The organism is Butyrivibrio sp. NC2002 (genome assembly GCF_000702265.1).
Classification (GTDB): Bacteria; Bacillota; Clostridia; order Lachnospirales; family Lachnospiraceae; genus Butyrivibrio.
In genome coordinates this window covers 600,747-612,872 of record NZ_JNKZ01000004.1, presented here as the reverse complement: position 1 = coordinate 612,872, position 12,126 = coordinate 600,747, and the positions used below count along the sequence as shown (strand labels likewise).

Below are 12,126 nucleotides of genomic sequence, written 5' to 3'. Positions count from 1 at the left end.
GGTTCAAAAGTTATGATGCCTATGTAAACAAGAAAACAAGCAATCAGAAAGGCAAAAGACATGGGCGGATTCAAAGACACTTTCCAGAGATTCGAGACAAAATATCTGCTGGAAGACTTCCAGTACAGAGCAATAAGGGAAAGGCTTCAGGACATGGCTGAAGTCGACGAGTACGGGAAGACTTCCATCTTAAACATATATTATGACACTCCGGACTTTAGCCTTATTAAGGCTTCACTTGAAAAACCGGTTTATAAGGAGAAGCTAAGACTTAGGACCTACGGAGTGCCGACTGATGATACAAGAGCCTTCATAGAGATAAAGAAAAAATATAAAGGCATTGTATATAAGAGAAGGATAGGTATGGATTATAAAAAGGCCCTTGGCTATTTAAACGAGGATGAGCCTTTGGATGAAAAAAAGAAATCGCAGATTTCAAATGAGATCGACTATTTCAAAACATACTATGCAGGATTGAAGCCTGCGATGGCGATCTCTTATGACAGGATAGCGATGGCAGGAATACATGATCCTGAGCTTAGGATCACATTCGATGAAAACATAAGATGGAGAGTAGATGACCTTGATCTTAAGATGGGAAATGTCGGAACTGACATATTAAAAAAGGGACAGCATCTGATGGAGCTTAAGATCGCAGGCGCGATGTCCATAGAAATGGCTCACATCTTAAGTGATTTAAATATCAGAAAAGTATCATTTTCAAAATACGGAAAAGGATACCTTGATTACACATATCCGGAGGGCGTAAAAAAGCCTTTTTCGGATGGCACGATCATCAGGGACAAGAGGATTTTGTCAGCATAATTCAGCATAATATAGTTTCTTAGTGAAAAAAAGGAGAGATACAAAAAATGACTACATTTTTATTTGGAACAATCATGGAATCAGGCACTATCACACCGATAGCCTTCGTTATAGCAACTATCTGTTCAGTAGCAATTGGAATTTATATCGCATTTATGGCAGGAGTAAAATCATCAACATCAAGGAGCCTTGCGATCACTCTGGCACTTCTTCCGGCTATAGTTCAGCTGGTTATCATGCTTGTAAACGGTAACCTTGGAGCGGGCGTTGCAGTAGCAGGTGCATTCAGCCTTGTAAGATTCAGATCACAGCCCGGAACAGGTCAGGATATTACAAACATCTTCCTTGCAATGGCAGTAGGTCTTGCAACAGGTATGGGATATATCGGACTTGCATTCATATTTGCAGTAGTTATCACACTTGTAAACGTAGCACTTAAGGCAATTGGTTTTGGAGGTGTAGGTTCAGAGGTTAAGACACTTAAGATAACAGTTCCCGAAACACTTGATTTTGAGGGAATATTTGATGACATTTTTACAAGATATACAAACAGTGCAGAGCTTCTTGAAGTAAAGACAACCGGAATGGGAAGCCTCTATAAGCTTACATATAACATCACAATGAGAAATACAGCTTCAACTAAGGCAATGATCGATGAGATGAGAGAAAGAAACGGAAATCTTGAGATTGCATGCTCAAGACCTGTGGCAGTACCCGGTGCTGAGCTGTAAGAGCTTAACTTTATAAAAGAAGCCAATGCGATTTTTGATGAGGTATCAGATCATGAAAAGAAAAAATTTATTATCAGTTCTGGCAACAGGAATGATATTTACTATAGGAACGGCAGTAACATTAGGAACAACAGGATGTGGACAGGCGCAGCAAGAAACAGCTACAAGCACAGATGAAACAGCAGATGATCAAACAGGTGAAAGCACGGATTCAGAAAGTACAGAGTCTGAAAGCGGAGATTCAGAAACATCAGATACAGCAAGTAGCGTAAGTTCTGCAGAAATCATAAATGCGAGCAACGATACTACAACAATAGGTGCAGTAACAAGTGTAAGCGAGCTCGACTTTGAGAATATGTTTACTTCAAGGGACCTCGATACAGGCTTTGATGAGGAGAGCAGCGCAAATATCACTTTAAACGGCGACGAAGTAGAGGTTTCCGGAAACGGAGTAAGCGCAGATGGCACAACGATCACGATAACAAGCGAAGGAACCTATATTTTTTCAGGCACATTAAATGACGGTCAGATAGTTGTAGATGCAGCTGATACCGACAAAGTGCAGATTGTATTAAACGGAGTAACTATCACCAATGATGACAGCGCATGTATATATGTAAAATCAGCTGACAAAGTATTTATAACCCTTGCGAAAAACTCAGAAAACACCCTTCAGGATACAGGAAGCGAGTATGTGCAGGAAGATACAGAGACTAATGTCGACGGAGTTATTTTCAGCAAAGACGATATCACTTTTAACGGAGATGGCACACTAAATATAAAAGCAGGTTACGCAAACGGAATCGTTGGAAAAGATGATGTCAAATTTACAAGCGGAACCTACAATGTGACCGCAACAGGCAATGCTCTTGAAGGAAAAGACAGCATCCGGATAAAGGACGGAACTTTTAACCTTGTAAGCGGAAGCGAGAAGGACGGCATCCACACAAGTAACGAAGAGGAATCCGGAAAAGGATATATCTACATAGAAGGCGGAGACATAACAATTAATGCAGAGGATGACGGAATCCATGCAGGAACGGTTCTGTATATTGCAGGCGGAACAATAAATGTAGAAAAAAGCTATGAAGGTCTCGAAGGAGATACCATAGATATAACAGGCGGAGAAATAAGCGTAATATCAAGTGATGACGGATTAAACGCTTCTACCAGCACTTCCCAGGATAGCTTTGGCTTTGGAGGAATGGGCGGTGGAATGGATTATGATGAAAACGCTTATATCCATGTCTACGGCGGCAATTTATATGTTAATTCACAAGGCGACGGAATAGATTCAAACGGAGACCTCTATATAGATGGAGGGACAATCGTTGTAGACGGACCTGAAAACAGCGGAAACGGAGCCCTTGATAAGGGCGGGGTAGCTGTTATATCAGGAGGCTCTGTGATAGCTGTAGGCGCAAGCGGAATGGCTGAAACATTCAGTCAGGATTCAGAACAGTACTCGGTAATGTATAACTTTGAAACAACGCTTAGTGCAGGCACAGAGATCACAATTACAGATTCTGATGGAAATAAGCTGATGGAATACACCATGACAAAGACAGGAAATTCAGTTGTCTTTAGCTCTGATGAATTAAAAGAAGGCGATTATACTATTACAGCGGGTGATACCACAGATACCTTTACAGTCAGCGATAAAGCAACGACTGCTGGCACTCAGAGTCAAATGATGCAGGGCGGCCATATGGGCGGAGGAAGAGGCAATAAAGAAGCCTTCCAGAATGGTGAGATCCCGGAAGGCGAAATGCCAAACTTTAAAAATGGTGAAAGACCTACAATGCCTGATGGACAAGCATCTAATGGACAGGCACCTCAGAATCAAATGTCTGGAGATGGAGATAGCAGTACTCAGACAAATGAGAGCAGTGCTCAGGATTCAGAATCAGGAACAGATGCATAATCACCGATAGACACCCCTGCTTCAGGGGTGTTTATTGTTACAGATATCTTTATCTGAACATCCTTTTGAAGACCTGTAAGAGGAAGCGCATATTCGTGAGTATTACCTAGTGTGTCAGTAATTATAAGGGCAAAATCAGTGCTGTCAATATATACAGGAAGAACAGCGCCTGCAAGGATAGTTCCGCTTTTAAGAGTCTGACCGCCTAAAAGGAGGTTTTCTGAATCAGTACCCTGCGAGTTATCCCTTAAAATGATAGAGCTAAGTTCTGATCCTGACTTATTTATGATATTGGAGAGTATCTCGATGTGCTTTTCATTTTCAGCTGTTTCTGCCTGCTCCTTTGAAAGCTCAGCGTTCATTTCATCATATAGTGCTTTGTAGGAGTCAGTCAGAGCATTTATGTTACCAAGTATCTCTTCACATTTTTTGTTTTTGATCTTAGATACATCAAGCTCCGAAAATTCCTGATATTGTGCTGCTAATTCGTTAAGCTCATCACTAAAGCTTTCATCGGTAAGTTCTCCGTAGAGCTTTTCGCTGCTTTCCTTTTCGATTGTAAGGTTAGAAAGTGCTTCATTTACCAGATTTTTGTTTTCTTCTGATAATCCGCAGGCACTTAGCATGATAGCAGCGATAAGAGCGCAGATAGCGGTAGTAATATTTTTTTTCATAGATCATTCCTTTTAAAGTACATATTTAGGGATATTCTAACACAAAAAATGAGATTTAAAGTGAAACAATTTTTGATCCCTATAGCTTATAATGTATATATGAGAAAAAAACACGTAAGCATATTTTTGATGATCTTCATATTTACTGTGGTTTTAAACGCTTTGTCTTGGGTAGTTCCGGGATTTTCAGATATTTATGCGCTTAGGATTTTTCCTATTATAACAGGCAGCTTTGGAAGACTTACAAGCGTTTTCCCGTTTTCAGTCGGGGAAATAATGATAATTGCAGGACTTTTATGGATAGCTTTTTTCATTATTTCTATGTTTACGAAGATCAGAAGAGTTATATTTATAGTGACTCTTCGGATACTTGTGATAATTTTCCTTGTGATGACGCTTAACTGTTTTATCAACTACCACACAACGCCTCTTTCTGCAGGCACAGATCAGGGCAGAGAATACACTATTGAGGAGCTGTCTGCATACAGGGATGAGGTTGTAAATAAGTGTAATGAATTATCGCTTCTTGTAAAAAGAGATGAAAATAACGAGGTCATTTTTGCTGATGGCACAGGGGATGACAGGGACGAAGTAATTGAAAGTAAGGCAAGGGAAGCGGTATCTGAGCTATCATCCAGGTACGAGAGGCTATCCGGTTTTTACGTCACTCCTAAGCCGCTTTTCTTTTCAGGATTTGTGAGCCAGCAGCATATGCAGGGCTATTATTTCCCTTTTTCAATGGAAGCCAATTATAATGATGTGATGCATGTTTTAAATAAGCCTTTTACCATGTGTCACGAGCTTGCGCACACAAAAAGCTATATATTTGAGGATGAGGCCAATTTTATAGGGTATCTTTCTTGCGTATCATCTGATGATATCGCATTTAACTACAGCGGATACTTAGGGATACTTAATTATGTAAATAATGCTTTCTATGAAAATGTGTCAAAAGATGAGTATTTATCTCATGTTGCAATTTCCGATCAGGTTAAGGAAGACAACGTTTTCCTGACAAAAGAGAGCTGGGAAAAGGTCGAGGACAATGCTCTTTTTGACACAAAAACAGTAAAAAACGCAGCAGAAACATTCGTTGATACTACTCTTAAGGTAAACGGAGTAGGAGACGGAAAAGCTAGTTACAACAGGGTTGTTGAGCTTCTTCTTGATGAGTATTACGGAGGCTTTTGAATTTAGGAGGTACTTTATTTATGAAACTACTTCTTGCAGAAGATGAAAAGGAACTATCAAATGCGCTTGTAGCGATCCTTAAGCACTCAGGGTATACGGTTGATGCGGTCTACGATGGGCAGGATGCGTTGGATTACATATTATCGAGCGACTATGACGGGATAATCCTTGATATCATGATGCCCCACCTTGAAGGAACCGAGGTATTAAAAAGGATCCGCGATAAAGGAGTGCAGACGCCCGTGCTTTTCCTTACTGCCAAGTCAGAGATCGAGGACAGGATAGCAGGACTTGATCTGGGAGCAGATGATTATCTGACAAAGCCTTTTGATATGGGAGAGCTCCTTGCAAGAATAAGGGCTATGACAAGAAGGAAGGCTGACTTTTCACCAAACAATTTATCCTGCGGAAACCTGGAGCTGGACAGGTCTGAGTATATGCTAAAGACAGAAGGGCACGAAGGAATCCGTCTTGCGAACAGGGAGTTCCAGATGATGGAGATGCTCATGACAACCCCCGGGCATATTATATCTGTGGACTCTTTCATGGACAGGATATGGTCTGATGGCGAAGCGGACGTAAATGTAGTATGGGTTTATATATCAAACCTTAGGAAAAAACTGACATCCCTTGATGCAAATGTAGAGATAAAGGCATCACGAGGGCTTGGATATTCTATTCATGAAAAATGATCATGGAAACTCACGGAGGAAACATAATATATGGTAAAAAAACTGAGGCGGAAATTTGTCATTACCGCCATGCTTTCGCTCCTTGTAATACTTGTAGTTTTACTCTCTGTTATAAATATCTCTAATTATGTGCAGATTAAAAATTCCGCAGATGAAACGCTGCAACTCCTTGCAGATAATGATGGCTTTTTCCCTGAGATGATGAAAAATCCAAGGAAAATGGATGATGCAAAAGATGGGGAAACTCCCCCAAGTCCTCCTGAAAACAAGGACATATTTAACGAGAAAATGGCTTATAACAGGACTCTTGAGATGCCCTTTATGACCAGATATTTCTTTGTGAGGACAGATGAAGACGGAAATACTAAGGAAATAGACACAGGCCACATAGCAGCAGTGTCTGCGGAAGATGCAGAAAATTACAAGACAGAGGTATTAAAAAACAAGAATATACTAAGGGGCTATGTTAATAACCACTACAGATATCTTATAAGTAAACAGGAGGATGGCAGCTATCTTGTACTTTTCCTTGACTGTTCAAACAGCATCTATAGTGCAAACAGGCTTCTTATATCAACATTGTTTATTGGTATGGTTGCTCTTGTTGCAATGCTTATTTTGGTTTATCTGTTTTCGGGAAGGGCGGTTGCTCCTGTAGTTGAGTCTTTAGAAAAACAAAAGAGGTTTATAACTGATGCAGGGCATGAACTAAAGACACCGCTTGCTGTTATTTCTGCAAACGTAGATGTAATAGAGCTTGAATCGGGAAAGAGCGAGTGGACGGAGAGCGTTAAGAACCAGATAAAGAGAATGAACGGACTTGTCAAAAATATGCTGTCTCTTTCGAGGATGGAAGAAGAGAATATCCACCTTGTTTTTTCGGAGATAAATATAAGCGATATCATAAGGACGAGTGCTGAATCCTTCCAGGCAGTTGCCGAATCAAAGAATCTCAAATATGAGAAGAACATAGAGGATGGGATAATGATAATGGGCGACAAAAACGGAATTGGCCAGTTATCATCGCTCCTTATAGACAATGCAATGAAATATGTAGGCGGAGAGGGCAATGTATTTGTATTTCTTGAAAGGGATGCAAAGAAAAAGCATGTGATATTCGAGGTGGCAAACACCTGTGATTCACTTCCAGAGGGAAATCTTGATAAGCTATTCGACCGTTTTTACAGGGGAGATTCCTCACGAAGTCGTGACACCGGAGGCTATGGAATAGGGCTGTCTGTAGCAAGAGCGATAGCAACATCCCACGGAGGGACTATCGAAGCTCTCCGGGGAGGCGACCATACCATCAAATTTAAGGTTCGCCTGCCGCTTACTAAAAAATAACGTTATAAAACTTCCTCCATACCGGAAGTTTTATAACGTAGTAATTACAATGTAAAAGAAAAAAGATCTAATATGAAACCTGTGAAGATACCGATTATGTAGAGAATACCGGTGATTTGCAGGTTTTTCTTTGTGCCTTCATTTACGCGGAAGAGGATAAGAAGGCCGACACCTGCGCCAACCAAAAGGCCGGACATCATCGTGCCAAAACTTATTATCTCGTTTATGTATAATTCAGTAATTACAATAGATGCAGCGCAGTTGGGGATAAGACCTACAAGTCCTGCGATAACGTGGGCAAAAACTCCGCTGTTTTTCATGAACTCAGACAGAGTATCTTCGCCTATATACTCAATAGCTGCATTAAGTACCAGAGTAAATATAAACACATAGATGAAGATGTGAATAGTGTGTACAAGCGCGGAGCGAAGTATGTTTCCGTGACCTTCTTGGGAGTGGTCATGCTTTTTACTTGCTTCTTCTGCAATAGCTGCCTTGGATATCTTCTTTGAGGAGTCGCTTTCGCTTCTTGACCTGTGAGCTGAGATCTTAGGTGTATCTTCTTCGCAGTGGCAATGTTCTCTTTTGCAGAGTTCATCAATCCTTACAGGATCCTGAAGACGGAGCTTTTTTATCTTTCTGTACTGCTTAAGTGCAAAGTCTACAAGGAATCCGTAGAATATACCAAGAACTGCCTTCATCGCGATTATGCCTATCATCTTGGAAACGGGAATCTGCTCTGATATAAAAAGAGGCACCATCTCGTCAGAAGTGGATAGGTATATTGCAATGAGAGTTCCTAAAGTGATGACTCTTCCGGCATACAGGTTTGTCGCAGCAGCGGAAAAACCACATTGAGGAAAAGCGCCGAACAATCCGCCAAGTAGAGGACCGAATTTACCGGCTTTTTGAACCAGTTCTTCTGTTTTATCACCGGTTCTGTGCTCAAGATATTCCATTATCAGATATGTAATAAATAAAAAGGGAAGTATCTTAAGACCATCTTCTATTGTATCCTCCAAAACAGGAATCCAAAAATTCATTTTTTTGTCACCTCTAAAAAAGTTTATATTCGACATCATTAAAGCATATATCATAGACTTTTTTCAATAAAATGATAATAAAAAGAATGGTCACCCGTGTTTTTCGGATGACCATTACCTTAATTAACAATATTATTTTTTGCTAAATAGACAATAATTGCATTTCGTCCTCGATTTCGTGCATTTCGTCGCGAAAATGAAAAAACATGGGAAATATGTGCTAAAAATAGCGATGCAATAATTTTTTTGGAGGAAAAATGTAATGAAAGAAAAGTTTAAGAAATTGTCGCAGATACTGCTTGCAGTAGCAGCATTTGCACTCGTTGTGGGATTCGGTAAAAATACTGCTCTCGCATATGGATTGAAGCAGACTGCACAGACAGAGACATCCATTACTGTTACCTGGGATGCACCTTCTTTATATGGAAGTAACAGACTGCAGTCTTACTACATTGGTTATAGTACAGATTATAAAACAGCCAGAGCAATGGCAGAGAACAAAAGTGTTCCTGTAGGGACAAACAGATCATATACAATTAACGGCCTTGTTCCCGGAACAGAGTATGAAGTTTGCGTATATTACACTTATACTTCCAGTAGAGGAACTAATAGCTCATCAGTTGGAAGTGGAACTTTAAAGACACTTCCCGGACAGGTTACCGGAGTAAACCAGGAAATGTGGTGGAGAGTAATCCACAATGTAGATATAACATGGGATAAGCAGACAGGTGCAGATGGCTACAAATTCACTTTCATGGATGAAAGAGGAAATGTCATCGAGACAGTAACTTCAAGCTATGTGGGATACTCACACAGAATTGATAACAAGAAGATCTATAAAGGATGCTGCCAGGCATATTCAGTTATCAATGGAGTTACATACTGGGGACCTGTTTCAAAGACTGCATTTTTCATGACACAGCCTGCTAAAAAGGATGCAAGAGAGCTTGCAGGTAAAGTAAGCGGCGGAAAGCTGAATGTAAAGTGGGAGAAAGTAAAAGGTATTAATAAGTACAATATCTACGTTGCATCTTCCAAGGGCGGTCAGTTCAAGAAGGTTAAGACAGTAAAAGGAAATAAGACCAGTGTTTCCATCAAGAAGATCGGTGGTAAAAAGGTAAAAGGAAACAAGACATATTATGTATATGTAGAGGGTGTAAAGAAGGTAAATGGTGAGACATATAATACAGGACTTCTTTACATCACACCTATCAGCAAAAGAGGTGCAGGTTCTGTAATCTACTACACAGCCGGCCAATGGAATAAATAATAATAATTTGAAAAAGTGTTGTCTTCATTATTGAGGGCAGCACTTTTTTTCACCTATAAAAGCAGTATTTTTCTTAATTCCTACTATTTCTCTAGGAAATCTTAGATTTTTTAACATTTTTTCATATTATGTGCTATAATCTACTAGATTACGCGCAGTTTGTACGTTTTAGTACATTTATTATAAGGAGTAACAAATATGTCAGATAAATCATTATTACAGGTCAGCTCTCTTTCAGCTTCGGTTGATGATCTGCCGATACTGCATAATATAAATCTTGAGATCAGACCCGGTGAGACTCATGTCCTTATGGGACCAAACGGTGCGGGAAAATCCACACTTGGATATACTCTCATGGGTAATCCTCACTACAGGGTAACGGAAGGTTCTATTTTATTTGATGGTGAGGATATAACATCTCTTTCAGCAGATAAGAGAGCAAAGGCAGGAATGTTCTTATCATTCCAGAATCCTCTTGAAGTTCCCGGAATATCACTCGGAAGCTTTATAAGAAATGCATATCATGAGCAGACAGGTAAGCCTGTTAAGCTTCTTCAGTATAAGAAGCAGCTTGCGGAAGCAATGGAGCTTCTTACCATGGATGGCACTTATGCAGACCGTGACCTTAACGTTGGTTTTTCAGGCGGAGAAAAGAAAAAGGCAGAGATCCTTCAGATGCTTATGTTAAAGCCTAAGCTTGCAATTCTTGATGAAACTGATTCAGGACTTGATGTAGACGCGGTTCGTACAGTATCAAAGGGTATCCAGGAATACCAGAAGCAGAAGGACGGTGCGCTTCTTATAATAACTCACAGTACCAAGATCCTTGAATCTCTTCATGTTGACTATACACATGTACTTGTTAAGGGTCATATCGTTACAACAGGTGACGGAAGCCTTGTTGAAGAGATCAACGAGCACGGATTTGAGAAATATACAAGATGTGAGGGATGCGACGGATGCAGCCCGCTTTCGGCAAATTGATAAGTAAAGCATTTACTACGATTTAAAAGGAAATATTATGAGTGAAAATGAGAAGGCGGTTGTAGATATTGACCGCAGTGTTTATGACATAAAAGACGTAGAGAATGAGCAGGATTTCTATCGAATGGAGGATGGCTTTACTGAGGATATCGTTATGAAGATTTCCGAGGAAAAGCACGACCCGGAGTGGATGAGAAAGTTCAGGCTCGATTGTCTTAAGCTATATAACAGTCTGGATATGCCACCTTGGGGACCTGATACGGATGAACTTGATATGAATCTTATTTCATCCTATGTTCGTTCCAAATCCGATATGAAGGGCAAATGGGAAGATGTTCCGGAGGATATCAAGAATACTTTCGAGAGACTTGGTATTCCGGAAGCGGAGAGAGAGTCGCTCGCAGGTGTTGGTGCGCAGTATGATTCGGAGCTTGTCTATCACAATGTAAAGGATGAAGTATCAGATCAGGGCGTTGTTTATACAGATATGGAAAGCGCTCTTACAGGCGAGTACTCCGAGATGGTCCATGAGTACTTCATGAAGCTGGTTCCGCCTACAGATCACAAGTTTGCGGCACTTCACGGAGCGGTATGGTCAGGTGGCTCATTTGTATATGTTCCAAAGGGAGTTAAGGTTGATATCCCGCTTCAGTCCTACTTTAGACTTAATGCGGCAGGCGCCGGTCAGTTTGAGCACACTCTTATCATTGTTGATGAGGGAGCGGATCTTCACTTTATCGAAGGATGCTCTGCACCTAAATACAATGTAGCTAACCTTCACGCAGGCTGCGTAGAGCTTTTTGTAAAAAAGAATGCAAGACTTAGATATTCAACAATAGAGAACTGGTCCAAAAACATGTACAACCTCAACACAAAGAGAGCACTCGTTGAGGAAGGTGCGAGAATGGAATGGGTATCAGGTTCATTCGGATCACATACATCATACCTTTATCCCATGACTATTCTTAAGGGTGACCACTCTCAGATGGAATATACAGGAATTACTTTTGCCGGAAAAGGTCAGAACCTTGATACCGGTGCCAAGGTAGTTCATCAGGGAAAATATACATCTTCCCTTATTTCCACCAAGTCTATTTCAAAGTCCGGCGGAATAGGAACCTACAGGAGCTCAGTTGTAATAAATAAAGAAGCAAAGCATGCAAAAACATCGGTTTCCTGCGATTCACTGATGCTTGATTCCATTTCAAGAGCAGATACTATTCCCGGAATGGATATAAGAACTGATGATGCAGACGTAGGACATGAGGCTAAGATCGGAAGGATCAGCGATGAAGCTGTATTTTATCTTATGTCCAGAGGTCTTTCAGAAGAGGATGCAAGAGCTATGATAGTCAGCGGATTTGCCAATCCTGTTTCTAAAGAGCTACCTCTTGAATATGCGGTTGAAATGAATAACCTCATAAAGCTTGAGATGTCAGGCGGCTGAT

Annotated in this window: 11 protein-coding genes; 9 read left to right on the top strand and 2 right to left on the bottom strand. The window is 40.5% G+C overall.

Features of this window, described 5'->3' with window-relative positions; translation table 11 throughout:
• The first annotated feature begins 60 nt into the window (after positions 1–60).
• The 3 genes from T543_RS02820 to T543_RS02810 are packed head-to-tail and all read left to right on the top strand — an operon-like array spanning position 61 to position 3,480.
• Positions 61–825 carry a polyphosphate polymerase domain-containing protein gene (locus T543_RS02820; RefSeq protein WP_035765472.1) on the top strand — a complete coding sequence of 255 codons (765 nt, stop codon included), beginning with the start codon at positions 61–63 and terminating at the stop codon, positions 823–825.
• A gap of 47 nt (positions 826–872) precedes the next feature.
• Positions 873–1,556: a DUF4956 domain-containing protein gene (locus tag T543_RS02815; RefSeq protein WP_035765470.1), complete on the top strand. Its 684-nt coding sequence runs from the start codon at positions 873–875 to the stop codon at positions 1,554–1,556.
• A gap of 52 nt (positions 1,557–1,608) precedes the next feature.
• Positions 1,609–3,480 (top strand): carbohydrate-binding domain-containing protein, encoded by a 1,872-nt coding sequence (locus tag T543_RS02810; protein ID WP_051638485.1) that lies wholly within the window; start codon positions 1,609–1,611, stop codon positions 3,478–3,480.
• Here T543_RS02810 and T543_RS02805 read toward each other — a convergent pair.
• Positions 3,450–4,154, bottom strand: coding sequence for a hypothetical protein (locus T543_RS02805; protein WP_035765468.1), 705 nt, complete (start codon positions 4,152–4,154; stop codon positions 3,450–3,452). The genes T543_RS02810 and T543_RS02805 overlap by 31 nt on opposite strands.
• 60 nt (positions 4,155–4,214) lie before the next feature.
• Between T543_RS02805 and T543_RS02800 the strand changes: the two genes are divergently transcribed.
• The 3 genes from T543_RS02800 to T543_RS02790 are packed head-to-tail and all read left to right on the top strand — an operon-like array spanning position 4,215 to position 7,381.
• Complete coding sequence (locus tag T543_RS02800) at positions 4,215–5,345, top strand: DUF3810 domain-containing protein (RefSeq protein ID WP_051638484.1); 1,131 nt, start codon at positions 4,215–4,217, stop codon at positions 5,343–5,345.
• A gap of 20 nt (positions 5,346–5,365) precedes the next feature.
• Positions 5,366–6,037: a response regulator transcription factor gene (locus T543_RS02795; RefSeq protein WP_035765466.1), complete on the top strand. Its 672-nt coding sequence runs from the start codon at positions 5,366–5,368 to the stop codon at positions 6,035–6,037.
• A 30-nt stretch (positions 6,038–6,067) separates the two neighbouring features.
• Positions 6,068–7,381 (top strand): sensor histidine kinase, encoded by a 1,314-nt coding sequence (locus T543_RS02790; protein WP_051638483.1) that lies wholly within the window; start codon positions 6,068–6,070, stop codon positions 7,379–7,381.
• A 44-nt stretch (positions 7,382–7,425) separates the two neighbouring features.
• Here T543_RS02790 and T543_RS16015 read toward each other — a convergent pair whose 3' ends face one another.
• Positions 7,426–8,424 carry a putative manganese transporter gene (locus T543_RS16015; RefSeq protein WP_035765463.1) on the bottom strand — a complete coding sequence of 333 codons (999 nt, stop codon included), beginning with the start codon at positions 8,422–8,424 and terminating at the stop codon, positions 7,426–7,428.
• 262 nt (positions 8,425–8,686) lie between these two features.
• Between T543_RS16015 and T543_RS02780 the strand changes: the two genes are divergently transcribed.
• The 3 genes from T543_RS02780 (at position 8,687) to sufB (ending at position 12,125) form a co-directional block, all read left to right on the top strand.
• Positions 8,687–9,694 (top strand): fibronectin type III domain-containing protein, encoded by a 1,008-nt coding sequence (locus T543_RS02780; protein WP_035765450.1) that lies wholly within the window; start codon positions 8,687–8,689, stop codon positions 9,692–9,694.
• Between the two features lie 198 nt (positions 9,695–9,892).
• The gene (sufC, locus tag T543_RS02775) at positions 9,893–10,678 is read left to right on the top strand and encodes a Fe-S cluster assembly ATPase SufC (RefSeq protein WP_051638482.1); all 786 of its coding nucleotides are present in this window, start codon (positions 9,893–9,895) and stop codon (positions 10,676–10,678) included.
• Positions 10,679–10,715: 37 nt separating this feature from the next.
• Positions 10,716–12,125, top strand: a complete 1,410-nt coding sequence (sufB, locus tag T543_RS02770; RefSeq protein ID WP_035765447.1) for a Fe-S cluster assembly protein SufB — start codon at positions 10,716–10,718, stop codon at positions 12,123–12,125.
• Position 12,126 lies beyond the last annotated feature (1 nt).